Source organism: Mumia quercus (genome assembly GCF_025506335.1).
Taxonomy (GTDB): domain Bacteria; phylum Actinomycetota; class Actinomycetes; order Propionibacteriales; family Nocardioidaceae; genus Mumia; species Mumia quercus.
Genome location: NZ_JANZYO010000004.1, coordinates 317,393 through 340,929 on the forward strand (window position 1 = coordinate 317,393; position 23,537 = coordinate 340,929).

Genomic DNA, 23,537 nt, shown 5'->3' on the forward strand with positions numbered 1-23,537 from the left:
CGCATGACACTTACGAACGAGAAGAACGCTGCCCTGGACGAGCCGTCGTACGGGGTGGTCGTGCCCGTCCGCGTCTACCTCGACGACCTCGACGGCTTCGGGATGCTCAACCACGTCGAGTACGCGCGGTTGTTCGACCACGCCGTCATCGACTTCTGGACCGACGCCGGCTGGGTCCTCGACCCGACGAGGTCCGTCCAGGCGATCCGCGAGGTCCACCTGACCTTCCACCAGCCCATCACCGCGACCGGTGACGTCGCCGTCCACCTGTGGGTGGACGAGGCAGGCCGCACAAGCGTGAACTACCGCTTCCGGATCCTGTCCACCGACCACACCACCCTGCACGCCGAAGGGTCGCGCCGCCTGGTGAACCTCGACCCCGCGACGCTGCGGCCGACGCCGTTGACCGACGAGCAGTGGACGTACGCCGCACCGTTGCTGGCCGATCACGTCAAGCGCCCGACGGCCTGAGCCCGGCGCCCGTCAGTCGAGGCCCGCGATCACCTCGAGTGCGCACGAGAGAGCGAGCGCGAGCTCGGCGTCTGCGTCGAAGAGGACGAAGCGCGTGATGCCGGCGGCGAGGAACGCGTCGAGCTGGAACGCGACCGTGCGTCCGTCGCCGCCGGCCTCCTCGGCCTCCGAGGCGAGGAGGTCGAGCCACTCCTGCTTGAGGGCACGGACCGCATCGGCCACGGGCCCGACCTGCGCGCCGTACTCCGCCGCCGACGTGACCAGGAAGCACCCGCCAGGGAACACCCGCCGACGCGCGTACGCCGCCCAGCTCTCGACGAGCGCACGCAGCCGCGGCGCACCGGGCTGTGCCGACCACACCGGCGCGACCACCTCGGCGACGAAGACCCGGCGGGCCTCGGAGATGGCGGCGAGCTGGATCGACTCCCGGTTGGTGAAGACGGTGAGGATGCCGCTCTTGCTCAGCCCGGTGGCGGTGGCCAGGCCGCCGACGGACAGCGACTCGAGGCCATGGAGCGTCGCGGCGTCGGCGGCCTCACGGGCCACCTTCCTGCGTGTCGCGTCGCCGCGCGCCCGTCGTCCGTCGGTCCTGGTGGTCATCGACCGAGTCTAGGTTCGGCGCCGTTGGCCGCGCAGGAGCAGGAAGGCGTTCACCGACACGATCACGACGGCGGACACGGCCGCGGTCAGCACCAGGGCGTCCGAGGTGTCACGGACGGCCACCATCGCGCCGACCAGGGCCCACGCCAGCGCGGCCGCGTACGCCCACGAACCGCCGATCAGCACGCTGAACCCGACCGCGAGGAGGGCGATCACGGCGATCGCCCAGATCTGCCACCCGACCTCGGAGCCGTCGAGGTCACCGTCGGCCACCAGCGCCGAGCAGACGTTGAGTCCACCTGCGGCCGTCACCCAGCCCGCGTACAGGCCGGTGGTGACCCGGGCGAGAAGCGTCAGCCAGGCCGGCGAGCCGGCCTCGGGCGGGCTCGCCGCCGCGACGTGCGCGGCGTCGACCGCGATCACCACCATCACCAGGAGGATCACGGCCGTCACCCACGACCACTCGAGCGCGGAGGCGACGATCCACAGCGACGCGCCGAGGTACAGGAGCGCCAGGTCCCCGAGGAGCCGGGCTGAGGCGACGGTCCCGGTCGAACGCTTGACGACCACCGCCACCCCGTACGCGAGCGTCAGGAGGTAGATCAGGCTCCAGATCGAGAACGTGTAGCCGGAAGGGGTGATGAGGAGGTCGTCGCCCTGACTGCTCGGCGGCGCTCCCAGGTCACCCAGGGCTTGGACGGCCGGGGTCACCACCTGCACCACGGCCGCGGCGAGCGCGACCCAGGCGAGGGCGGGCGAGGGACGGGTTGGGGTTCTGCTCGTCGTGGAGGTCGTCATCCCTTCTCACGCTACCGGGGGAAGCCAGGGTCCACAGCCCGCGACGCAGGTCTTGCGGGCGCTCGCCGCGCGTGGTGACATGTCCGCCATGTCCACCCGCGTGCTCGCGCCAGGCGACGCGATGGTGGCTGCCCGCCGCTGGTTCCTCGACGGCCGGCCGCTCGACATGCAGTCTCTCGCCGACGAGCTGGCGGTCGGCCGAGCGACGCTCTACCGCGTCGTCGGCAGCAGGGACCGGCTGCTCGGGGACGTCCTCGTGTCGTTCGCGCGACCGACGATCGCCGCCTCACTCGGGCGAGCACGTGAGCGCGGGACGGCTCCAGGCGTGGATCGTCTCGTCGACGCCGCGAAGATCATGAACCGCGCCGTCATCGACTTCGTCCCGCTGCGGACGTTCGTCGCCGCCGACCCCGAGACGGCCTTCCGCGTGCTCTTCATGCCGACCGCCGGCGTCCACCTGCGCATCGTCGCGGCCTGGCAACAGGTCTTGGGCGACGCGCTCGCGTGCGGCGAGATCCGACCGACCGCCGACGTCGAGCGGCTGGCGTACCTGTTCGTCAGGATCGGCGAGTCGATGATCCACGCCGACCTTCTCGCCGGCCGCGAACCCGATCTCGACCTCGCCGCCGACCTTCAGCGCTCGCTGCTGCTCACCTGACGGAGCCGAGAGTCGCCCAGAACCCGCAGCGGCTCGCCTCGGCGACGTCCTCGGTCGCGATCCCGCCGCTGCCGGGCAGATCGAGGGCCAGCACGTCACCGGGCCCCTCGTACGCCGGCCAGCGCGGGAGCCCGCGTCCGTGCGGCCTCCCCGTCGCCGCGAAGCTCGTCCAGTACGCCACCATCGCGTCGGACAGCTCCTCCTGCTCCGGTGTCAGCCCGTCGCCGAAGAGCCCCGGGAAGAGGAACGGCAGCTCGGTCGCGTGCGCGGCACCGTCCTGACCCGCGAGGAGCGGGATGAGCGGGTCGGCGGTCCGGTCCTGGAACTGGTACGCGTAGACGCGGACCCCTCGACGTTCGCTCGCGAGGTCGTACGCACGCACGTGCGTGCAGGTCGACAGCGGCGAGCCGGCATCGCTGAACACGGTGGCGAGGGCGATGATCGGTGACGGGTACGCCTCTGCGGGATAGCGCGCGAGCACCGCAGGTGCGGCCGGGCCGAAGATCGCCCCGAGCGTCGCGGGGTACTGCGCGGCGGTCAGAGAGGTGCCGTACTGGAGCGGCACGAACAGGCGGTTCTCGTCGAGGGTGTTGCCGTGGATGAGGTCGACCCGGTGAGCGGTCCCGTCGCGCAGCGCCGCGCCGGGCTGCTGCGGGAGGATCCCATCGCCGACGACCGGGCCACCACCGGGCCAGGCGCGAAGCAGCGTCTCCGCGTCGACCTCGCGCAGGCACGCCGGCACGTCGCTCGCGTCCGCGCACCCGACCTCCCGAGCGACCTCCTCACCCGACTCCTCCGCCACCGCGCGTACCGTCAGGTCGCTCGCGCACGAGTAGCTCTGGGCGATCGCGCGGCGGAACAGGCCGCGTGCCTGCGGCGACGCGAGGTGCGCGCACACCGAGGCGCTGCCGGCCGACTCACCGAAGACGGTGACGTTGCGCGGGTTGCCTCCGAACGCCCGGGCGTTCTGCTGCACCCACCGCAGGGCCGCCTGCTGGTCGAGGATCCCGGCATTGCCGGACCCGCGTCGTCGGTCCTCTGCGCTCAGACCTGGGTGGGCGAGGAAGCCGAGCGCGCCCAAGCGGTAGTTCACCGTGACGACCACGACGTCGCCGTCCACCGCCAGGCGGGACGCGTCGTAGCTGCTGCCCGCGCCGGTGAGGAACGACCCGCCGTGGATCCACACCATCACCGGCAGGCCGGCACGTCGTGCCGATCGACCGGCCGGTGTGGTGACGTTGAGGGTCAGGCAGTCCTCGCCGAAGGTCGTCGGGTTGCCGGTCCCGTTCGACAGCTGGGCGCACTGAGGACCCGGCACGGTCGCGTCCCGGACACCGCGCCACGGCGTCGGTGGCACCGGGGCTCGGAAGCGACGCTCACCCACCGGCGGGGCCGCGTACGGAATGCCCTCGAACGTACGGAACCCGGGATGCGCCTCCCCCCTGACGGCACCGTCGACTGTGCGGACGACGAGGTCCGTGCGCGGGCTCGGGGAGCTCGCGTCGGCGGGACCCGCCAGGCTCGCGGCCACGACGGCGACGGCGAGCGCGCACGCCACCCGGAGCGGGCGGCGAAGAACACGGCGTCGGTGAAGAACGTGCACGGGGGCTCCTGGGGGTCGGATGCGCCGCTCTCACCTCGGCCGCGTTGCGACGCTAGCCATCCCTTGCCGAAGGGCGCCAGGGTGCGCGGTCAACGTGAGACCGCGTCCCAGTGCGGGCGCTATCCCGTGCGTTGCTGCGCGCGGTCGAACTCCGCGCGAGCCTCGACGATCTCCTCCTGGTGCTCCTCCGTCCACCGCACCAGCGACTGGATCGTCCCGAGGAGGGTGCGGCCCAGCGGCGAGAGACAGTACTCCACGCGGGGAGGGACCTCGGCGTACACGGTGCGGCAGACGAGACCGTCACGCTCGAGGTTGCGCAGCGTCACCGTCAGCATCCGCTGGCTGATCCCGTCGATCTCGCGGCGCAGCTCGTTGAAGCGCATCGTCCGCTCCTCGAGGAGGGAGACGACGAGGAGCGACCACTTGTCGGCGATCCGGTCGAGGATCTGGCGGACCTCGCAGTTCTCACGGGCGTCCCACTGGAACGCTGCCCAGCGAGCGTCGTCGTCGCTCACGTGAGAAGGCTCGGTCACTTCCAGAGAACCTGGTGACGTCGAAGTGCGTACTTCCGCCATGCGGCCATCCTCGCTGAGACTGGCTCCAGTTACAAGAAGTAACCAGGATCCCTTTCGTCACCAGGAGCCGCTCGTGACCGCCACACCTGCCCTCGACTCACGCCCCCAGCGGATGACGCGGCGCGCGTGGGCGCTGCTTCTCGTCCTCTGCGGGGCCCTCTTCCTCGAAGGCATCGACATCGCGATGCTCAACGTCGCCGTCCCGGCGATCGCCGCCGACCTCGACCTCCAGGCCGGGTCGGCGCACTGGATCATCAGCGCGTACGTCCTGGGCTACGGCGGATTCATGCTGCTCGGCGGACGCTCGGCCGACCTCTTCGGGCGGCGCCGCGTCTTCCTGGTCGGACTCGCCGTCTTCGTCGCCTTCTCCGGTGTCGGCGGCCTCGCCGACGCCGGGTGGGTGCTCGTGGTCGCTCGCTTCGTCACCGGGGTCTCCGCGGGATTCATGACGCCGGCCGGGTTCAGCATCGTGACCTCGACCTTCCCGGAGGGACCGCTGCGCAACCGCGCGCTCGTCGTCTACGGGGCGGTCGGTGCGGGCGGCTTCAGCCTCGGGATGGTCGTCGGCGGCCTCCTCACGACCGTGAGCTGGCGGTGGGTCTTCTTCGCGCCTGTCGTCCTCGGCCTCCTCCTGCTCCTCGCCGGACGCGCCCTGATCCGTCCCGACCAGCCGCGCACCGCGCCCGCCGAGGGGTTCGACGTCGTGGGAGCGGTGGCCGTGACCGCGGCGATGGTGGCGACCGTGCTCGGGATCGTGAACCTCGGCGAGGGCCACACCGGCCCGGCCGTGCTCGCGATGGCTGGTGCTGCGGTCCTGCTCGTCGCCTTCGTCGCGTGGGAGCGCCGCTCCCCCGCGCCCCTGGTGCGTCTGAGCATCCTCCGCGACGGCATGCTGCTCTCCAGCAGCACTGCGGGCCTGCTCTTCATGGGCGCGTTCTTCGGGTTCCAGCTGCTCGTGACGCTCTACCTCCAGGACCTCCGCGGCTGGAGCGCCCTGGAGACGGGTCTGACGTTCGCGATCATGGGGGCGGACATGGTGATCGCCCCGCTGCTGACGCCCCTCCTGGTGGCACGGTTGGGCAACGCCGCGGTGATGACCGCCGGGTTCGCCAGCGCGACCGCCGCGTTCGCCCTGACCCTCCGCCTCGACGACGACTGGGTCTACGTCGACCTGCTCCCGACCCTCCTGCTGGTCTCGCTCGCGTTCGCCTTCGCGTACGGGCCGCTCACCGCCGCCGCCACCGAAGGCCTCGACGAGTCCGAGCACGGCATCGCAGGCGGGATCGTCTACACGGCCTTCCAGTTCGGTGCGGCTCTCGGGCTGTCGGCCGTGACGATCGTCCTGGTCGGAGGAAGCGCCGAGGAGGCGACGCTCGCGGACTACCGACGCGCGCTGGTCGTCCCGACGGCGGCCGCCGCGCTCGCCGTCGTCATCGGCACCACGGCATGGGCACGGCGCAGGGGCGGCGCCCTTCAGCGGAACTGAGCGAGCGCCTGCCGCAAGTCGTCGACGGCGGCCGAGACCTCGTCCAGCTTCTCGGCCGCCTCCGCCCGCGCCCGTACGGCGGGGGTCGCGTCGTCTGCACCGGCACCGTCGTACGTCCGCGCGAACGCGAGGGTGTCCCGGACGTCACCGAGGATGTCGTGGATCCGCTCCGCACCGGACGCGACCGCCTCGGCCTTCGCCCCGAAGACCCCGACCGGTGGGCGCGTCACCGACTCGACCGCGTAGCGCAGCCGCCGCGCCGCCTTGCGCAGCTCGTGCACCGCCTCCTCGTCGTCCGGCGACGCAGTCGCGACCTCGGCGCGCGCCAGCACGCGGTCCCCCTCCTTGGCGATCCGGCGCCGCAACCCGCGCTTCGTACGCCGACCCGCCTTGGGAGTGCGGGGCGGTGCCTCGAGGAACACCGCCAGCTCGTGGCGTCGCTCCTGCGCCGCCTTGGTGACACCGCGGCGTGCGACGCCCCGGTGGGCAGCGTCGTACGCTGCGCGGAGCTCGTCGAGCAGCTGCGCCCCAGCGGGATCGTCGGAGTCGACGAAGCGCTCGGCGACCGCGATCCGGACCTCAAGGTCCCGCGCCTCCCCGAGCTCGCGTCCCCACTCGCGATAGGCGTGGTGGAGCCGGCGGACGGTGTCGTCGTCGAAGAACGGGCGGTACGCCGCGAGCGTGCTCCGCAGCCGGCGCACCGCCTTGCGGTGGGCATGGACACCGTCCGGCCGGTCGAGCAGCGCAGGTCCGAGCGTGGCGTCGAGCTGGTCAGCGACCGCGCGCAGGCTCTCGACCACCGCCTCACCGGCATCCAGGGGCCGGACCGCACCCTCGCTCATGAAGGGACCGTACTCCCCCGCAGGCGGCAGCGGCATGCGCAAGACTGCGCACGTGCTGCATCTCCGCATCGTCACGCCGTCGGACCTGACCGACGACGTGGCCGGCCTGCTCGACGCCGACGTGTCGGTCAGCAGCGTCGTCGTCCTCCGCGGCGCTGCCGTCAAGCCGGTCGGCGACGTCGTCGAGGCGGACGTCGCCCGCGAGGGAGCCAACGAGATCGTCGACCGTCTGCGGGAGCTCGGTGTCCATCGACGAGGGACCGTCCAGGTCGTCCCTGTCGAGACGTGGCTGTCCCAGGCCGGCTACGAGGCCGACGCGCGCACCCCCGGCAGCAGTGCCGACGCCGTCGTGTGGGCGGAGGTCACCCAGCGGGCGTACGAGGACTCCGAGGCCAACTGGACCTACATGTCGTTCATGGTCCTCGCGACGCTCCTGGCCTCGATCGCGATCGTCGTGGACTCGATGATCCTCGTGATCGGTGCGATGGTGCTCGGGCCGGAGTTCGGCGCGATCGCCGCGCTGGGCGTCGCCCTGGTGCGTCGCCGCTACCAGCTGCTCGCGCTTGCGACCCGTACCCTCGTGGCGGGATTCGTCGTGGCGATCCTGCTCACCACGTGTCTCGTCCTGGTGGCGCGCCTGGCGGGATGGATCACGTCTGACCTCCTGGCCGAGCCGCGCTCGGACACCGCGTTCATCTACACACCGGACCGGTGGTCGTTCGTCGTCGCGGTGATCGCCGCCTCCGCCGGCGTCCTCTCACTGACCTCGGCCCGCATCGGAGGACTGTCGGGCGTCTTCATCTCGGTGACGACGATCCCCGCCGCCGGCAACGTCGCCCTGGGGCTCGCCTTCGCCCACTGGGACGAGGTCTGGGGCAGCACGCTCCAGCTCCTCGTCAACATCTCGGGGATGGCGCTCGCAGGCTGGATCACGCTGGCGCTGCAGCAGAGCGTGTGGGCGAGAGTCTCTCACCACCGAGCACGGCTGATGGGACGCAGAGCGCGGCCCTAGCCGTTCATGCCGCGCGCGGCGACCGACCAGGTCCCCCGCTCGTCACCGTCGCGGACGTGCACACGGTCGGCCAGGTTGATCGCGGTGCAGGCGTGGTTCGGCAGCACGGCGACGCGATCGCCTGTCCGAGGGACGTCCGAGGGGTCGACGCCACTGACGTCGACCACGCCGTGGTGCTCCCAGATCCGGTCGACCCGCGCGCCGGGGACGCCCAGGAGCATCCCGTGCCCGTCGACGTACGCCGGCCGGTCCGCAGCGAGCACCTTGGAGCCGGCGTCGAGGACAAGACGGTCCGGTGCCGGTGTGCTCACGACGGTGGTGACGACGGCCAGCGCGACGTCGGAGGTCGCCGCAGTGCCGAGGGCGACCTGCTGCGCGTCCTGGAAGGCGTACACGCCGGGGCGGGTCTCGGTGACGACCGTCGTGTCGGTGGCCTCGTACGACGGGGTGGCGCCGCCGCTGCGGACCGGGCAGGGCAGGCCGACGGCCGTGAACGCCTCGGCGGCACGCGACAAAGCACGTGCCTCGTCCTCGGCGGCGGGCTTGCCCGCCCCCACGGCGTACGCCTGGCCCGGGAACGTGAAGACACCGCCGACGGTGAGCCCGTGCTCGGCGGCGTACGCCGCGAGCGTGCCCGCCTCCTCCGGCGCGACCCCCGTCCGGCGCAGCCCGCACTCGACCTCGACCAGCACCGACAGTCGGGGATGAGTGGCGAGCCCGTGGCGTACGAGGGCGTCGACTCCATCACGGGAGTCGACGCCGAGGATGACGTCGGCCGTCTCGAGCAGCCGCTGCACACGAGTCCCGACGTCGGGGGTGGCGAGGACGGGGTAGGCGATGAAGAGGTCGTCGAAGCCGACATCGGCGAAGCACTCCGCCTCGCCCACCGTCGCGAGCGTCAGCCCGCGGGCACCGGCGTCGACCTGCAGGCGCGCGACCTCGGGGATCTTGTGGGTCTTGACGTGCGGGCGCAGCCGCACGCCGCCGTCGTCGCAGAGCGCCTGCGCGCGGGCGACGTTGCGCCGCAGCGTCGGGAGGTCGACGGCGAGGAACGGCGTCGCGATGTCCTGCCACCGGTCGGCGGACCACCGCTCGTCAGCCACGACGCTGTCACTCATGACCTCACCCTAGGGCGGCTCAGCTCGTCGCGACGAAGAACGTCGCCACCGCCAGCACCACGCAGGTCGGTGTCATCGTGTAGCGCTCGGGCCTGCTGCGCGAAAGCGCGTTGACGACCACGCTGAGGACAGCGAAGACGAACACGACCCACGCTCCGACGGAGGCGACCCCGTCGGCGAGCGCGTCGATCTCACCTGATCGGTCGAGCACGACGACGGCGAACGCGGCGTACAGCACGATCGAGAGTGCGCTCCCCACCCGGAGCGACGCGGGCAGCACGCGCGCCTGCCCTCCCCAGGCGAAGGCGCCCCACGGCGCACCGCACGCGAGTGCGAGCTGGAAGGCGGCGAGAAGAGCGAGGACAGCGACGACGATCCAGGCGGCGAGCACGGACGCAGGCTATCGGGGACGTCAGTCCAGGCAGAACACGTTGCCTTCCGGGTCCTCCATGACGAGGTGACCGGCGCCCATCGGAGGCTCCGGGTCGTGTCGCTCGATCCTGGTGGCCCCCAGCGCGACGAGGCGCTCGCACTCCGCCTCCAGCGCCGCCATCCGCTCTTCACCCTGCAGTCCCGGGGCGGCCCGGACGTCGAGGTGGACGCGGTTCTTGGCGACCTTGTCCTCGGGAACCTGCTGGAAGAACAGCCGTGGGCCGTCCCCGTCCGGGTCCTCGATCGCGGAGCGGGAGTTGCGGGCGGCCTCCGGGACACCGATCTGCGCGAGGAAGTCGTCCCACGCGGCGAGCGGGTCGGCGCCCTCGGGCAGCTCGACACCGGGAGGGCCGGGGTGGACGTACCCCAGGACGTCGCGCCAGAAGGTCGACAACGTCCTGGGGTCGTGTGCGTCGAAGGTGACTTGTACGTGTCGGCTCATCTCGTCACTGTCCCACCGCTTGCGGACAGAGAGCGTCCGCAATGCACCGCGTCATCGCCGATCAGCCTGCCGCGCGCTTGACGAGCTCCTCGATCGTCTTGGCGTCGGCGTCCGTGATCTCGTTCAGCCCGTACGACGTCGGCCACATGCTGCCTTCGTCGATCTTCGCCGCCTCCTCGAAACCCAGCGTCGCGTAGCGGCTGTCGAACTTGTCCGCCGCCTTGAAGAACACCACGACCTTGCCCTTGTCGTCGGTGTAGGCCGGCATGCCGTACCAGGTCTTCGCGTTGAGCTGAGGGGCGACGCGGGTGACGATCGCGTGGATCCGCTCGGCCATCACGCGGTCGGAGTCGGGCATGTCGGCGATCTTGGAGAGCACGTCCTTGAGGTTGTCGGCCTTCTTCTTGCCTCCGCGCCCCTCGGCCTTGAGCTCCTCGGCGCGCTCCTTCATCGCGGCGCGCTCCTCGTCGGTGAAGCCGGGGGCGGTGCTGGTCGTCTCGGTGTTCTTCGTGGCCATCGTGGGCTCCTCGGTCGTGTGGCGTGCTGTGTGCCCCCTACGATTCCCGAGCCGCCGAGGCCGTGCTTCTCGATTCGTGATCGATCACGGCGCGAGGTAGAGGTCGACCGCACGGTGGGCCCTCGCGCGGGCGGCGGGCCGGTCGAGGAGCAGCGCGTCGACCAGCAGAGGCGACACGATCGCCGCGACCGCGTCCTCGCTCTCTTGGCGCGTCAGCTCGGCCCCCTTGAGCGCGTGGCGGAACGGCGCGACCAGGTCGTCGAGGTAGCGCTGACGCAGCGCCACTGCCGCGGGGTCGCTCGCGGCCACCGCGACGAGCGCCTGGAGGAACGCGCCGACCGGCTTGTCACGAAGACGGTCGCAGAGGGCGTCGACCTCGGCGTGGACGTCACGCACCACGTCCCCCGTCAGCGTCCGCTCTGCACCCGGCGCGACATCGATGAGCGCAGCGAGGACGTCGGTCGGCGTCGGCCAGTGGCGGTAGATGGTCGAGCGGGAGACACCAGTGACCTGGTGGAGCCGTTGCGCCGTCAGCGCCGAACCCCCCTCGGCGAGGAGAAGGTCGAGGGCAGCGGTCAGCACCACAACGGCGGTCTCGGCAGCGGGTCCCACGGGGCGGCCAACTCTGCTCACGAAATTAACGATACATCTTGCATCGGATTACGCGAGTCGCTACCGTCTGCCTCACCACATTACCGATACAGAATGTATCGAGAACCTGAGGAGGTCGACATGCGTCCCCATGTCGAGATGATTTACGAGGCCGACTACGTCTGGCACCCTGCCGAGCTCCCCGGCGGCCACGGCGAGGTGCTGGAGCAGCGGTTCTCCGTCGACGAGGAGGACGGCTCGTCCTCGCTCATGCTGTCGTTCGCCACCGACTGGAGCCGCGGGGCGGGCGTGCCGCACGCCGACACCGAGTTCTTCGTCGTCGAGGGCTCGATGGAGTACGACGGCCAGACCATGGGCGCCTGGGAGTACCTCCACGTCCCCAAGGGCGTGCCGATGGCGGAGCTGAAGGTCGCCGCAGGCTCCCGTCTGCTGCACTGGCGCGAGTACGGCCCGAGCACGTTCGACCTCGGCGGCGAGCGTACGACCGACGCGCGCGGCGACGTCACGCTCACGAACCCGGCCGACCTCGAGTGGACCTCGACGATCGAGCGCACCCCGGGTCCGCTCAAGCCGCTCTACATCAAGATGCTCCACCACGACAAGGAGACCGACTTCTACACGCGCCTGATCAAGGCCCCGAAGGGCTGGACCGAGCCGCGACTCCCCCACCACCCGGTCTTCGAGGAGTTCTTCACCCTCGAGGGCAGGACGGCGTCGATCCACGGCGACTCCACCGCCGGCACGTACGCGTTCCGTCCCGCATGGATCAAGCACGGTCACTACGAGACCCTCGAGGACACCGTCTGGATCCTGCGGTGCGACGGCGTCCTCGTGAACCTCTACTCGACCGACACGTGGATCGACTGGGGCGGGACGGCAGAGAACTACGACCCCGAGACGCAGGCGCCGATCCCGTCCACCCTCCCCGTACGGTCGGCCAGGACGGGCCCTTGGGACCCGAAGCTGGCCTGAGCCCTCAGACGAAAGACTCGGGCCCGAAGCGTCCCCACGCGACGAAGACGGCCAACGAGAGGTAGACCAGGTCGAGCACGGCGTGGGCACGCTCCTTGCGGCGGACGGTGACGGCCACGGCACCGACCATGATCGTCCCGACGCCGACGGCGGCCAGCGGGACCAGCACCGGCACGATGTCGAGCGCCGCCGGGAGGATCAGGCCGATCGCCCCGAGGATCTCGAGCAGACCGAGGGTCTTCACGAAGCGCGGGCTGAAGTCACCGACCCAGCCGGCTCCCGGCGCCCGGCGGAGCTTCTCGTACGGGATGAACAGCTTGTTCGCGCCGGCCACCAAGAAGATCAGCGCGAGCAGCCCCGCGACGATCCAGAGTGCGAGGTCCATGGGGATCCCCTTCCTTGTGTTGTCACGTTTTCTCGTGCGGTGTCGTCTCCTTCATGACGGCCGGCGACCGCAGGAGGTAACACGATGGGGACGACGGACTCGCACCTGGAGCGAGGGACGACCGCAGTCTTCGAGGAGGAGCGCGGTCGCCTCCTCTCCCTCGCCACCCGGATGCTCGGCACCCGCGCGGACGCCGAGGATGCTGTCCAGGAGGCGTGGCTGCGGCTGCAACGGCAGGATCCTGGCGCGATCGACAACGTGCGGGGATGGCTCACCACGGTGGTCAGCCGGATCTGCCTCGACGTGCTGCGCGCACGCAAGAACCGCCCCGAGACCTCGTACGGGGACGCGGACGCGCCGCTGCGCCTCCACGTCACCGACGACGCACCGACGCCGGAGGACGATGCCGTCCTCGCCGACGCGGTCGGGGCGGCGATGACCGTCGTCCTCGACACGCTCCTCCCCGCCGAGCGTCTCGCCCTGGTGCTGCACGACGTGTTCGCGGTGCCGTACGCCGAGGTCGCGCGCATCCTCGACCGCTCCTCGGACGCGACGAAGATGCTGGCGAGCCGTGCGCGGAGGAAGGTCCGCGGAGCCGCACCCGCGGTCGCCGAGCGGCGCCGGCAACGCGAGGTGGTCGACGCCTTCCTCGCCGCAGCGCGCAGCGGCGACTTCGAGGCGCTGCTGCGCGTGCTCCACCCGGACGTGACCTGGCGGATCGAGACGGCCCGCGGCGTGATCGTCAAGGAAGGTGTCGACGCCGTCGTCGACAAGGCGCGCAGGGGCGTCTCCCACGTCGAGGCGGTGGCACATCCGGTGCGGGTGGACGGCGAGGCCGGGATAGTGGTCTGGAGGCCGTCCGGCCGCCCGGTCAGCGTCATGGCGTGCACGGTCGCCGAGGGGAGGATCGTCGCGATGCGGTCGGTCACCGACCCCGAGCGGCTGGCCGCCGTCGACCTGCCCGGCTCCCCGACCGCGAGAGGACACTGATGACCGTCGACCCTGGACCCTTCTTCCACGGCACGAAGGTGCCGCTTCAGCCCGGAGACCTGCTCGAGGCCGGCTACCGCTCCAACTACGGAGAGCGGCGGACGGCGAACTTCCTCTACTTCACGGCCACCCTCGATGCTGCCACTTGGGGCGCCGAGCTGGCGGTCGGCGACGGCCCGGGTCGCATCTACGAGGTCGAGCCGACGGGGCCGTTCGAGGACGATCCCAACCTCACCGACAAGCGGTTCCCTGGGAACCCGACGAGGTCGTACCGCACCCGCGACCCGCTTCGTGTCACCGGCGAGGTCACGGACTGGGAGCCGCACACGGCCGACCAGCTCCAGCACATGCGCGACAGCCTCGCCGAGCTCGAGCGTCAGGGCGTCGAGGCGATCAACGACTGATGGCGACGATCGACGACGTCCGGCCCCTGGGGTCAGAGCTGGAGCGCTCGTAAGAGGTGTACGTCCGGGGGCGACTCAAGTTCCGGGTGAAGCAGATCGTGTACGTGGCGTTCTCGCCCGACGAGACGGTCATGGAGTTCGCCTATCCCAAGGAGGAGCGAGCGGCGCTCGTCGCCAGCGACCCGGGCAAGTTCTCGCTGCCGGCCGAGTCGGACCTGCGCTTCAGCTGGGCGCGGTCGCAGCTCGGCGCCCTGGACGCGACCGAGGCACGGGAGCTCGTCGTGGACGCCTGGCGGATGGTCGTGCCGCAGAAGCTGTCGCGCGCGTACGACCTCACGCATCCCGACGGACCCGGGTGATACCGGTCTGCAAGGATCAGCCGGGTGTCGGCGAGCGGATCCCTCTTCTTCGGACTGTTGCCCCTCGTCATCGTCTTGAGCATTCCGCTGGGAGTCGCGGCAGCGATGCAGACGGCCCTTCCGAGGCCGATCCGCAAGGTGTTCGGTGCAGCGACCGCCGCGATGGTCCTCGCGGCGGCGGCTGTGGGCGTCTGGTGGTTCGGCCCATGGGACCCGTCGGTCAGGAACGAGGACACCTTCGTGCCGTACCTCTCCTGGACGCTCGTGTACGGCGTGCTGCTGATCCTCACCAGCGCCGTCGCGCTCACGTCAGTCCTGCTCGAGTACGTAGCGTCGCGCCTTCGTCGCTAGGAGCCGCACCGCGGTGACCCTTCCGGACGGTTGTGGCGCTCGGGTTCTGCGTTTCCCGCCATGGAGTCGAGGCTGGCGGGGAAGAAGGAGGGGACGGACGCCGGCTCAGCCGAACTCCTTCGGCATGTCGATGAACCGCGAGTAGTGGCCCTGGAACGTGACGGTCGCCGTGCCGGGCTGGCCGGAGCGGTTCTTCGCGACGATGAAGTCCGCCTCGCCGAGGCGCTCGGACTCCTGCTCGTACATGTCCGGGCGGTGCAGGAGCACCACGATGTCGGCGTCCTGCTCGATCGAGCCCGACTCACGGAGGTCGGACAGCATCGGCCGCTTGTCGGTGCGCTGCTCCGAGCCACGGTTGAGCTGGCTGATCGCGATGATCGGGACCTCGAGCTCCTTGGCGAGCAGCTTGATCTGACGCGAGAACTCCGAGACCTCGACCTGACGGTTCTCGACCTTCTTGCCTGACGTCATCAGCTGGAGGTAGTCGATGACGATCATCTTGAGGTCGTGCCGCTGCTTCAGGCGACGGGCCTTCGCACGGATCTCCATCATCGTCATGTTGGGCGAGTCGTCGATGAACATCGGAGCGCTCGACACCTCGCCCATCCGGCGGGCGAGCTTGGCCCACTGGTCGTCGCTGAGCGAGCCGGACCGCATCTCGTGCAGACCGACGCGTGCCTCGGCCGACAGCAGACGCATCGTGATCTCGATGCGGCTCATCTCCAAGGAGAAGATGGCCGTGGTCAGGCCGTGCTTGATGGCGGCCGAGCGGCACACGTCGAGGCCGAGCGTCGACTTGCCGACACCGGGTCGGGCGGCGACGACGATCATCTGACCGGGGTGGAACCCGTTGGTCAGCCGGTCGAGGTCGGCGAACCCCGTCGGCACGCCCGCCATCTGGCCGTCGCGCGCGGCGATCGCCTCGAGCTCGTCGAACGTCGCCTCCATGAGGTCGTTGAGGACCGAGTAGTCCTCCGACGTCCGCTGCTCGGTGACTCCGAAGACCTCGCTCTGCGCGGTGTCGACGATGTCGTCGATCTCGCCCTCGCCGGCGTAGCCGAGCTGGGCGATCTTGGTGCCGGCCGAGATCAGCCGCCGCAGGATCGCCTTCTCGCGGACGATGTCGGCGTAGTACGAGGCGTTGGCCGCGATCGGCACGTTCGCGACGAGCGTGTGCAGGTACGGGGCGCCGCCGATCTTCGCAAGCTCGCCCCGCCGCTGGAGCGCGGCCGACACCGTCACCGCGTCTGCCGGCTCACCGCGCCCGTACAGGTCGAGGATCGCGTCGAAGATCTCCTCGTGCGCCGGCCGGTAGAAGTCGACGGACTTGACGGACTCGAGGACATCGGCGATCGCGTCCTTGGAGAGCATCATCGCGCCGAGCACCGACTGCTCCGCGTTGATGTCTTGCGGTGGGGTCCGGTCGACCTGGCTGCCGCCGTACTCGTAGTCGTCCGGCGGCTCCGGCACCGACCCCAGCTCGGCAACGCTCACCCGCGCCACTCCTCCACGCTCGACCCCGACTGCGAACCCCGACCACCCCGCGACGGCACGCCGTGAATCACAGGGCTGTCATTCACTTTCGAGCGTACGGGGGAGCACCGACGAAGCTTCGACCGCCACCCGGACCCGCCCCGGGAGCCTTGAGAAAACCTCCGTCGAACGAGAAGAAAACTACGCGCATCGCGTGGCCGGTTGCCAGTTGCGTGCAGCGGTGGATGCACACCCCTTGTGGATCACCACAGCTTTCGTGTGGATAACCGGGGGGATACATGTGCACAGGCTGTGCGTATCTGTGTGGATTATGTCGTGCGGTTCTCCACACCTGTGGGCTGACCTGGGGAAACGATGTCCCCCGTGTGTGGATCCAAACTCGCTGACGGGCGTGTCTTCCGGAGTTGCACACATGCGGAAAGCCACTTACGGTTGGCCGCTGCTCCCGTCCCGGAAGGACTCCCAGCGGGCGAGCATGCCGGGTAACTCCTGCGCCATGAAGGCGAAGAACCGAGCGCCGAGCTGCAGCGGTTCACCGTGGTCCTCCTGCTGGTCGCCGAGGTCCTGCGCCGCCTGCCCGAGGCTCTCGTACCACCGCACGAGGATCGCCTGGCGCCGCGCGATCATCGAGGCCCAGGGGTCCCCCGGCGGGAGCTCGTAGTGGTGCCGGCGGTCGCTCCCCCGACGGCGCTCGAGCATGCCCACGCCGATCAGGTAGTTCACCGCACCGGAGATGGCCGCCGGGCTCGCCCCGGTGGCGTCCGCGAGCTCGGCCGCGGTGTAGCTGCGCCGCCCCAGCCCGAGGACGTACGCGAAGGTCCGCGCCGGCATCGGCGGCAGCCCGGAGTCGCGAAGGATCGCCGAGAACCGGTCCACAAAGTCGTCCAGGGCTTCGCCCGCCACGCTCTCACCTCCCTCCCCACGGTCCCCGATCCGGCGCCGATCATACTTCACATACTTCTGAATCATCTGTAGCGTCGAGAACGTGACTCACGCGATCGAGATCGCCGGGCTCCGTAAGAGCTTCGGGACCACGCACGCCCTCGACGGGCTCGACCTCACGGTGACTACCGGTGAGGTCCACGGCTTCCTCGGCCCCAACGGCTCGGGCAAGTCCACGACCATCCGCGTCCTCCTCGGGCTCCTGCGCAAGGACTCCGGCACCGTCCGGCTCCTCGACGCCGACCCCTGGACGGACGCCACCGCCCTGCACCGCCGGCTCGCGTACGTCCCGGGCGACGTGACGCTGTGGCCCAACCTCTCCGGCGGCGAGGTCATCGACCTCCTCGCCCGTCTGCGCGGCGGTGTCGACCGCACGCGGCGCGACGACCTGCTCGAACGCTTCCAGCTCGACCCCACCAAACGCGGACGCACGTACTCGAAGGGCAACCGGCAGAAGGTCGCGCTGGTCGCCGGTCTCGCGTCGGACGCCGAGCTGCTCCTCCTCGACGAGCCGACCTCGGGCCTCGACCCGTTGATGGAGGAGGTGTTCCGCGAGACGGTCGACGAGGTGCGTGCGGAGGGACGCACGATCTTGCTCTCCAGCCACATCCTGAGCGAGGTCGAGGCGTTGTGCGACCGGGTCACGATCATCCGCGAGGGCCGGACGGTCGAGTCCGGGACGCTCGAGGAGATGCGCCACCTCACGCGTACCTCGATCGACGTCTCGACCGAGCGCCCCATCGACGGGCTGACGCAGAGCGCCGGCATCCACGACCTCGTCATCGACGACGGCGGGACCCGCGCGCGTTTCGACGTGGACACCCACCTCATCGGCGACGTACTGGCGCGGCTCGGCGACTTCGGCATCACCGGGCTCACCAGTGCGCCACCGACGCTGGAGGAGATGTTCCTTCGCCACTACGGCGACGAGCCGGTCGAGGCGAGCGAGCCCGCTGCGGAGCAGGCGTCGTGAGAGACAGCTACGCAGGCACCGGCACCCTGGTGCGGTTCGCGCTGCGTCGCTCGCGGCTGGCACTCGTCTGGTGGATCCTCGGCATCACCGCGCTCTATCCGATCCAGGCGCTCGCGCTGGAGGCCACCTACCCGACGCAGGCCGACCTCGACCAGCTCGCCGCGAGCCTCTCGGGCAACGCCGCGATCATCGCGATCGCGGGACCCGAGTACGCGCTCAACACCATCGGCGGCCAGACCGCGTGGCAGACGTCGGCTTTCGGCGCGATCCTGGCCGGCCTGATGAGCACCTTCCTGATCGTGCGCCAGACCCGGGCCGGGGAGGAGAACGGCGCCGACGAGCTCATCCGCGCCGGTGTCGTCGGGCGCGCGGCCACCAACGCCGCGGCCGTCCTCGTCACCACCGCGGCGAACGTCGCCCTGATCGTCGCGATCGCCGTCTCGCTCATCGCCTGCGGGCTGCCGGTCGAGGGCTCGTGGGCGCTGGGGTGCGCGTGCGGTTTCACCGGCATGGTGTTCATGGCTCTCGCGCTGGTCTTCACGCAGGTCAGCAGCACGACACGTGGCGCCTGGGGCATGAGCGGCGCGGCCATCGGCGTCGCGTACGCGCTGCGCGCTGCGGGTGACGTCGGCGAGAACGCCCTGACGTGGCTCTCCCCGATCGGCTGGGGCCAGCAGATGCGCGCGTACGCGGACGAACGGTGGTGGCCGGCGCTGCTGCTCCTCGGTGCGACGGCCGTCCTCCTCGCCGTCGCCCGGGCGCTCCACGTGCGCCGCGACTTCGGGGCGGGCCTCGTCGCCCCCCGGCGTGGTCCTGCGACCCGGGACTGGCGCGGCGGCGCGTACGAGCTGGCGTGGCGGCTGCAGCGTCCGACCGTGATCGGCTGGTGGGTCGGGCTTGCGTTCGGCGGAGCCGCGTACGGCACGATCGGCGACGACGTCGGGGACCTGGTCGGCGAAGGCAACTTCTCCGACCCCCTGACGGGCGGTCAGACCTCGGGCGAGACCTTGGTCGACGGGTTCTACGGGAGCGCGATGCTCATGCTCGCGATCATCACCGCGGCGTTCGGGGTGGCGGTGACGCTCCGCGCCCGGGCCGAGGAGTCCTCGGGTCGTGCGGAGCCGCTGCTCGCGACCGCCCTGCGCCGCCGCAGCTTCCTCGCGAGCCACGTCGTGCTCGCGCTCCTCGCCACCACCGCCGCCATCGCCGTCGCGGGCGCCGCGACGGGTTGGATGTACGGGGTGGTGTCGGGCTCGTACGACCGCATGGGGCAGCTCACCTGGGCCGGGCTCACGTACGCACCCGCGATCTGGGTGATCATCGGGCTCACCGTCGTCCTCGTGGGCCTCGTCCCGCGCCGCGCGTCACTGGGGTGGCTCGGCGTCGGGTTCGCGGCGGTCGTGATGTTCTTCGGGCCGCTCCTGAAGTTCCCGGACTGGATCATGAACCTCTCGCCGTTCACGCACCCCGCCCTCGTCCCCCTCGAGGACGTCGCGTGGGCGCCGCTCGCCTGGCTCACCGCGATCGCCGCCGTCCTGCTGGCCGTCGGCTTCGCCGGTTTCGGGAGGCGCGACCTGCAGACCTGATCTATGAATGAGGCATGCATTCCTCGAACGTCTGGGCGGCGTCCGTCCTCGCCGCGGCCGATCGGCTTGCCGCCGGACTGCCCGCCGGCCTCGGCATGCGTGACCTCGAGGCGCTGACGCTCGTCGCCACCCATCCCGGGGCGACCTCCGACTGGTTGCGCACCCGCATCGCTCTCACCCAGTCCGGCACCGTCCGTCTCGTCGACCGGCTCGAGCGCCTCGGGCTGGTCCGGCGACAGCGCGAGGGGCGCCAGGTCGGTCTCACGGTGACGCCGGCCGGACGACGACGCCTCGCCGCCTGGGACCGGGCGCGTGACGACGCGATGGCCGACGCGGTCGCCGGCCTCGACGGCGAGGAGCGCGAGGCACTGGTGACGTTGCTGTCGAAGGCACTGCTCCGGGTCCCCCGCGTACGCGCGGACGCCGACCGCGCGTGCCGTACGTGCACGTGGCCGCGATGCGAGCCCGCGTGTCCCGTCGACGCCTCCGTGACGGACTGACGGACACGCTGTGGACCCGGCACGCACCGCCGCCCGTACGCGCCTCCGTCCGGCCATGCGGGCCGCCGCGGGAGCGTGGATGCTCTCGTCGAGCGCGGACGTCTTCCTCGTCTTCGCGCTGCTGTGGCTGGCGGAGCCGCAGGGGTGGTCCGGCGCCCAGACCGCGCTGCTGATCCTCGCGACGCGGCTCCCGCTCCTGGTGGGGGGCGTCGTCGGCGGCCGCGCGGTCGACCGGTTCGGTCCACGGGCGATGATCCTGGTCGACGGCGTCGTCCGTACGGCGGTGCTCGGCGTCCTGGCGCTCAGCGCGCGCGACGGGTCGCTCGAGCTGCGCCTCGTCATCCTGCTGACTGCGCTCGCAGGGATCACCCAGCCCTTGTCGTACGCGGGGGCGCGCACGCTCGTCGTCCGTTACGAGCCGCCGCACCTTCGCGCCCGCGCCAACGCCCTCCTCGCCCTCGGCGACCAGCTGCCGCTCGTGCTGGCCGCGGCGTTCCTGGGCGCGGCGCTCACCGCGTTCGGGGTCAGCGCCACCATGGCCGTCCCGGCAGCACTGATGCTGGGCGTGGCGGCCATCGCCGTGCTCCTCCCCCGCGGCGATGGGCAAGACCACCGGGCCAGGGCAGACTCCGCGGGCACCGCGTCGCCGGCCCCGAAGACGGGCAGCTCGCCGTGGCGCGTCCCCGGCGTCAAGGCGCTGGTCGCTCTGTCAGTCGCGTACTACGCCGCGTACGGGCCGTTCGAGCCTGCGCTCCCGTCGTTCGTCCGAGACGACCTCGGCGGCGAGGCGGACGCATACGGGGTGGTGTGGACCGCCTTCGGCATCGGCGCGCTCGCGACGGTGGTCCTGGCCCCACGCCTGTCCCGGTGGCGCCCCGGTGTCGTCAACGCCGTCGGGGCGGCCGTGTGGGGACTGGTCACGCTTCCGCTCGTCCTGCTCGACAGCGTCCCCGCCGCTGCCGCCCTGATGCTGGTGTCAGGAGCCGTGTGGGGCCCGTACGCAGCGATCGAAGCGACGGCGCTGCAGCAGTGGACGCCGCCAGAACGGCACGGGCGCCTGTTCGGGACGCAGCGCGCCCTGCTCGCGACCGCCGCACCGCTCGGCGCGGCGGTCGGCGCCCTGGCGCTCAACGTGACCGAGCCCGCCGTGGTGCTCGCGGTGTCCGCGCTCGCCTGCACCGCAGCCGGGCTGGTGACGCTCACCCGACCCGGCATCCAGCGTCGCGCCGCACCCGTCGCCCCGCCGTCCAGGTCGCGGTCCGCTGAGCGAGACTTGAGCACGTGAGGCTGGCCCTGGACGCGCGCGACCGCGAGATCTTCCGCATCGCCGTCCCCGCGTTCGCCGCCCTCGTCTCGGAGCCGCTGATGCTGGCTGCCGACACCGCGATCATCGGCCACCTCGGCACCGACCCGCTCGCGGGCCTCGCGATCGCCTCGACCGTCCTCCAGACCTTCGTCGGGCTCTGCGTGTTCCTCGCGTACGGCACCACGGCGTCGGTCAGCCGCCACCTCGGCGCTGACGACGTCCGAGGCGCGATGGCGGCGGGGATGAGCGGCCTCTGGCTCGCGGTGCTCCTCGGTGCGCTGGCCGCTGTTCTCGCGGGCGCGGGCGCGGCGCTGATCGTGGGCGCGTTCGGTCCGTCGGACGCGGTCGGCGACCAGGCCGTCACGTACCTCGTCTGGGCCGCACCCGGCATCCCCGCGATGCTCCTGGTGCTCGCGGCCACGGGCGTGCTCCGAGGGATGCAGGACCTCAAGACGCCGCTCTACACCGTCATCGTCGCGAACCTCGCCAACGTGGTCCTCAACCTCGTGCTCGTCTACGGGCTGGACATGGGCATCCGCGGCGCGGCCATCGGGACCACCGTGGCGCAGCTTGGCTCCGGGCTCTTCCTCGGGTACGTGGTGGTCCGGGCGGTGCGACGCGAACGCGCCCCCGTACGCCCCGACCGCACTGGGATCCGCGAGTCCGCGCGCGCCGGCGTCGCGCTCGTCGTCCGTACGCTCACCCTGCGCGCCGCCCTCCTGATCGCCACCGTGGTCGCCACCACCCAGGGGTCCGCGGCGCTCGCCGCGCACCAGGTCGCGGTCACGATCGTGTCGATCCTCGCGTTCGCGCTGGACGCGATCGCGATCGCCGGGCAGACGCTCACCGGTCGCTCGCTCGGTGCCGGTGACGTCGAGGGCACCCGCTCGACCACCCGACGGATGATCGGCTGGGGCGTCGCCTCGGGGGTGGTCGCGGCCGTGCTGCTGCTCGTCTCCGTGCCCTGGCTGCCCGGCCTGTTCACCTCGGACGAGGCCGTGCGTCATCTCCTGGTCGGGGCGCTGGTCGTCGTCGCGCTGACCCAGCCGATCTCGGGCGTCGTGTTCGTGCTGGACGGGGTGCTGATCGGGGCCGGCGACGGCACGTACCTCGCGTGGGCGGGCGTGATCACGCTCGTCGCGTACGCCCCGCTCGCGCTGGCCGTGTGGCTGCTGGACGCCGGGTTGACGTGGTTGTGGATCGCCTATGCAGGATTCATGCTGGCGCGGATGGTCACGCTCGTGCTCCGCGAGCGGACGGATCGCTGGCTCGTCGTCGGGACTCCGTGAGCGCTGCCTGCCCGGTCGCGCGTCGGCGCGCGAGGGTACTGCGCGCCGGCGCGCCCGGGGTCAGGCCGCCTGATAGTCCTCACGGAGAGCACGACGCAGGTCGGCGCCCTCGTCGTCGCACAGGAAGCAGCCGAGCACGTACGCGGCGTGGCCGCCGGCACCGTGGTCCTCGAGGACGACGCAGCACATCGCGCAACGATCGCCCCAGCCGTCGGCTTCGGAGAACTCCGTGCCGCAGTCGACGCAGATCGTCACCAGCTCCGACATCGAGCACCTCGTCTTCCGGGGTCGGGTGTTCCTTCACGACCCAGTGTGCGCGCGTGGTCCGACAAGACCGTCGAGGTGCCTCGGCGTGTCGTGCTCACATCGTCAGCGCGGTCCTTTGGTGCCAGGAGATGACACCAAAGGACCGCACTGACCTGTGCACGTCCGACACTGAGACGTGCGCGCAGGGACGTGGTGGGGGCGATGGCTCGGTGTCATCATCGTCGGGTACGTCCTAGCCCCGGCGTTCCTCGTCCTCGGCGGCAATCTGCTCCTGCCGGAGCACAACTCGTCTGGTCAGTGCGAAGGCCTCGGTTTCGGATGCGTTCTGGCACCGAACGACGGCATCCTGCTCCTCGGACTGTTGTGGGTGTACGCGGTGCCGGTCGTGCTCGCCGTGACGTTCGTCGTGCTGGCCCTGCTCTGGGCAGCGATACCTCACGGAACAGGTCGCCCGCTTCCGCCGGCATGGCGTTGGCTGGTGGGGACCCTGGCGCTCGCGGTGATCCTCGGTCCGACAGCGTTCGGCACCTGGGCCATCGTGTCGTCCCTCTGA

General features: G+C 71.1%; 29 protein-coding genes. 15 read left to right on the plus strand and 14 right to left on the minus strand.

Annotation, left to right across the window (positions count from 1 at the left end):
• Positions 1 to 3: 3 nt before the first annotated feature.
• Positions 4 to 471 (plus strand): acyl-CoA thioesterase, encoded by a 468-nt coding sequence (locus tag NYZ95_RS10855; protein ID WP_262851290.1) that lies wholly within the window; start codon positions 4 to 6, stop codon positions 469 to 471.
• 12 nt (positions 472 to 483) lie between these two features.
• Here NYZ95_RS10855 and NYZ95_RS10860 read toward each other — a convergent pair whose 3' ends face one another.
• Positions 484 to 1,071, minus strand: coding sequence for a TetR/AcrR family transcriptional regulator (locus NYZ95_RS10860; protein ID WP_262851291.1), 588 nt, complete (start codon positions 1,069 to 1,071; stop codon positions 484 to 486).
• 9 nt (positions 1,072 to 1,080) lie between these two features.
• Positions 1,081 to 1,869 carry a TspO-related membrane protein gene (locus NYZ95_RS10865; protein ID WP_262851292.1) on the minus strand — a complete coding sequence of 263 codons (789 nt, stop codon included), beginning with the start codon at positions 1,867 to 1,869 and terminating at the stop codon, positions 1,081 to 1,083.
• A 79-nt stretch (positions 1,870 to 1,948) separates the two neighbouring features.
• Here NYZ95_RS10865 and NYZ95_RS10870 point away from each other — a divergent pair, with 79 nt between their 5' ends.
• Entirely contained in the window at positions 1,949 to 2,527 is a 579-nt protein-coding gene (locus tag NYZ95_RS10870; protein ID WP_262851293.1) for a QsdR family transcriptional regulator, read from the plus strand.
• Here the strand turns inward: NYZ95_RS10870 and NYZ95_RS10875 are convergent.
• Both NYZ95_RS10875 and NYZ95_RS10880 read right to left on the minus strand, forming a co-directional pair.
• Positions 2,520 to 4,130 (minus strand): carboxylesterase/lipase family protein, encoded by a 1,611-nt coding sequence (locus NYZ95_RS10875; RefSeq protein ID WP_262851294.1) that lies wholly within the window; start codon positions 4,128 to 4,130, stop codon positions 2,520 to 2,522. The two genes, NYZ95_RS10870 and NYZ95_RS10875, sit on opposite strands and share 8 nt — an antisense overlap.
• 119 nt (positions 4,131 to 4,249) lie before the next feature.
• The gene (locus tag NYZ95_RS10880; protein WP_262851295.1) at positions 4,250 to 4,645 is read right to left on the minus strand and encodes a winged helix-turn-helix transcriptional regulator; all 396 of its coding nucleotides are present in this window, start codon (positions 4,643 to 4,645) and stop codon (positions 4,250 to 4,252) included.
• Positions 4,646 to 4,778: 133 nt separating this feature from the next.
• Here NYZ95_RS10880 and NYZ95_RS10885 point away from each other — a divergent pair, with 133 nt between their 5' ends.
• Positions 4,779 to 6,191 carry an MFS transporter gene (locus NYZ95_RS10885; protein ID WP_262851296.1) on the plus strand — a complete coding sequence of 471 codons (1,413 nt, stop codon included), beginning with the start codon at positions 4,779 to 4,781 and terminating at the stop codon, positions 6,189 to 6,191.
• Here NYZ95_RS10885 and NYZ95_RS10890 read toward each other — a convergent pair.
• Entirely contained in the window at positions 6,179 to 7,033 is an 855-nt protein-coding gene (locus tag NYZ95_RS10890; RefSeq protein WP_262851297.1) for a CHAD domain-containing protein, read from the minus strand. The two genes, NYZ95_RS10885 and NYZ95_RS10890, sit on opposite strands and share 13 nt — an antisense overlap.
• Here NYZ95_RS10890 and NYZ95_RS10895 point away from each other — a divergent pair.
• The gene (locus NYZ95_RS10895; protein ID WP_262851298.1) at positions 7,032 to 8,045 is read left to right on the plus strand and encodes a DUF389 domain-containing protein; all 1,014 of its coding nucleotides are present in this window, start codon (positions 7,032 to 7,034) and stop codon (positions 8,043 to 8,045) included. The two genes, NYZ95_RS10890 and NYZ95_RS10895, sit on opposite strands and share 2 nt — an antisense overlap.
• Here NYZ95_RS10895 and NYZ95_RS10900 read toward each other — a convergent pair.
• The 5 genes from NYZ95_RS10900 to NYZ95_RS10920 all read right to left on the minus strand — a co-directional run bounded on the left by NYZ95_RS10900 (position 8,042) and on the right by NYZ95_RS10920 (position 11,187).
• On the minus strand, positions 8,042 to 9,163 hold the full coding sequence (locus NYZ95_RS10900; protein ID WP_262851299.1) for an alanine racemase: 1,122 nt from the start codon (positions 9,161 to 9,163) through the stop codon (positions 8,042 to 8,044). The two genes, NYZ95_RS10895 and NYZ95_RS10900, sit on opposite strands and share 4 nt — an antisense overlap.
• A 19-nt stretch (positions 9,164 to 9,182) precedes the next feature.
• Positions 9,183 to 9,554: a hypothetical protein gene (locus tag NYZ95_RS10905; protein ID WP_262851300.1), complete on the minus strand. Its 372-nt coding sequence runs from the start codon at positions 9,552 to 9,554 to the stop codon at positions 9,183 to 9,185.
• 21 nt (positions 9,555 to 9,575) lie between these two features.
• A complete protein-coding gene (locus NYZ95_RS10910; RefSeq protein ID WP_262851301.1) occupies positions 9,576 to 10,037 on the minus strand; it encodes a VOC family protein in 462 nt (153 codons plus the stop codon).
• A 61-nt stretch (positions 10,038 to 10,098) separates the two neighbouring features.
• Entirely contained in the window at positions 10,099 to 10,554 is a 456-nt protein-coding gene (locus tag NYZ95_RS10915) for an iron chaperone (RefSeq protein ID WP_262851302.1), read from the minus strand.
• Between the two features lie 84 nt (positions 10,555 to 10,638).
• Positions 10,639 to 11,187, minus strand: a complete 549-nt coding sequence (locus NYZ95_RS10920; RefSeq protein WP_262851303.1) for a TetR/AcrR family transcriptional regulator — start codon at positions 11,185 to 11,187, stop codon at positions 10,639 to 10,641.
• Between the two features lie 99 nt (positions 11,188 to 11,286).
• On the opposite strand from NYZ95_RS10920, the gene NYZ95_RS10925 reads away from it, so the two are divergent.
• Positions 11,287 to 12,138, plus strand: a complete 852-nt coding sequence (locus NYZ95_RS10925) for a DUF4437 domain-containing protein (protein WP_262851304.1) — start codon at positions 11,287 to 11,289, stop codon at positions 12,136 to 12,138.
• A gap of 4 nt (positions 12,139 to 12,142) precedes the next feature.
• Here the strand turns inward: NYZ95_RS10925 and NYZ95_RS10930 are convergent, their stop codons facing one another.
• Positions 12,143 to 12,523, minus strand: a complete 381-nt coding sequence (locus NYZ95_RS10930) for a DoxX family protein (RefSeq protein WP_262851305.1) — start codon at positions 12,521 to 12,523, stop codon at positions 12,143 to 12,145.
• Between the two features lie 84 nt (positions 12,524 to 12,607).
• On the opposite strand from NYZ95_RS10930, the gene NYZ95_RS10935 reads away from it, so the two are divergent.
• The 4 genes from NYZ95_RS10935 (at position 12,608) to NYZ95_RS10950 (ending at position 14,627) form a co-directional block, all read left to right on the plus strand.
• Entirely contained in the window at positions 12,608 to 13,513 is a 906-nt protein-coding gene (locus NYZ95_RS10935; RefSeq protein ID WP_262851306.1) for a sigma-70 family RNA polymerase sigma factor, read from the plus strand.
• A complete protein-coding gene (gene arr / locus NYZ95_RS10940; RefSeq protein WP_262851307.1) occupies positions 13,513 to 13,917 on the plus strand; it encodes an NAD(+)--rifampin ADP-ribosyltransferase in 405 nt (134 codons plus the stop codon). Before NYZ95_RS10935 ends, arr begins: the two co-directional genes overlap by 1 nt.
• Positions 13,918 to 14,003: 86 nt before the next feature.
• Complete coding sequence (locus NYZ95_RS10945) at positions 14,004 to 14,276, plus strand: hypothetical protein (RefSeq protein WP_262851308.1); 273 nt, start codon at positions 14,004 to 14,006, stop codon at positions 14,274 to 14,276.
• Positions 14,277 to 14,300: 24 nt separating this feature from the next.
• Positions 14,301 to 14,627 carry a hypothetical protein gene (locus tag NYZ95_RS10950; protein WP_262851309.1) on the plus strand — a complete coding sequence of 109 codons (327 nt, stop codon included), beginning with the start codon at positions 14,301 to 14,303 and terminating at the stop codon, positions 14,625 to 14,627.
• A gap of 105 nt (positions 14,628 to 14,732) precedes the next feature.
• Here NYZ95_RS10950 and dnaB read toward each other — a convergent pair whose 3' ends face one another.
• Positions 14,733 to 16,106 carry a replicative DNA helicase gene (dnaB, locus tag NYZ95_RS10955; protein ID WP_279307649.1) on the minus strand — a complete coding sequence of 458 codons (1,374 nt, stop codon included), beginning with the start codon at positions 16,104 to 16,106 and terminating at the stop codon, positions 14,733 to 14,735.
• A 441-nt stretch (positions 16,107 to 16,547) separates the two neighbouring features.
• The gene (locus tag NYZ95_RS10960; RefSeq protein WP_262851310.1) at positions 16,548 to 17,024 is read right to left on the minus strand and encodes a GbsR/MarR family transcriptional regulator; all 477 of its coding nucleotides are present in this window, start codon (positions 17,022 to 17,024) and stop codon (positions 16,548 to 16,550) included.
• Positions 17,025 to 17,106: 82 nt separating this feature from the next.
• Between NYZ95_RS10960 and NYZ95_RS10965 the strand changes: the two genes are divergently transcribed.
• The 5 genes from NYZ95_RS10965 to NYZ95_RS10985 are packed head-to-tail and all read left to right on the plus strand — an operon-like array spanning position 17,107 to position 22,717.
• Positions 17,107 to 18,036 carry an ABC transporter ATP-binding protein gene (locus NYZ95_RS10965; RefSeq protein WP_262851311.1) on the plus strand — a complete coding sequence of 310 codons (930 nt, stop codon included), beginning with the start codon at positions 17,107 to 17,109 and terminating at the stop codon, positions 18,034 to 18,036.
• Positions 18,033 to 19,622: an ABC transporter permease gene (locus tag NYZ95_RS10970; protein WP_262851312.1), complete on the plus strand. Its 1,590-nt coding sequence runs from the start codon at positions 18,033 to 18,035 to the stop codon at positions 19,620 to 19,622. Before NYZ95_RS10965 ends, NYZ95_RS10970 begins: the two co-directional genes overlap by 4 nt.
• A gap of 14 nt (positions 19,623 to 19,636) precedes the next feature.
• Positions 19,637 to 20,122, plus strand: a complete 486-nt coding sequence (locus NYZ95_RS10975) for a MarR family winged helix-turn-helix transcriptional regulator (RefSeq protein ID WP_262851313.1) — start codon at positions 19,637 to 19,639, stop codon at positions 20,120 to 20,122.
• Between the two features lie 10 nt (positions 20,123 to 20,132).
• Positions 20,133 to 21,407, plus strand: coding sequence for an MFS transporter (locus NYZ95_RS10980; RefSeq protein ID WP_262851314.1), 1,275 nt, complete (start codon positions 20,133 to 20,135; stop codon positions 21,405 to 21,407).
• Positions 21,404 to 22,717, plus strand: coding sequence for an MATE family efflux transporter (locus tag NYZ95_RS10985; protein ID WP_262851315.1), 1,314 nt, complete (start codon positions 21,404 to 21,406; stop codon positions 22,715 to 22,717). Before NYZ95_RS10980 ends, NYZ95_RS10985 begins: the two co-directional genes overlap by 4 nt.
• Positions 22,718 to 22,777: 60 nt before the next feature.
• On the opposite strand, the gene NYZ95_RS10990 is transcribed toward NYZ95_RS10985, so the two are convergent.
• Positions 22,778 to 22,984, minus strand: coding sequence for a hypothetical protein (locus tag NYZ95_RS10990; protein WP_262851316.1), 207 nt, complete (start codon positions 22,982 to 22,984; stop codon positions 22,778 to 22,780).
• Between the two features lie 175 nt (positions 22,985 to 23,159).
• Between NYZ95_RS10990 and NYZ95_RS10995 the strand changes: the two genes are divergently transcribed.
• A complete protein-coding gene (locus NYZ95_RS10995) occupies positions 23,160 to 23,537 on the plus strand; it encodes a hypothetical protein (RefSeq protein ID WP_262851317.1) in 378 nt (125 codons plus the stop codon).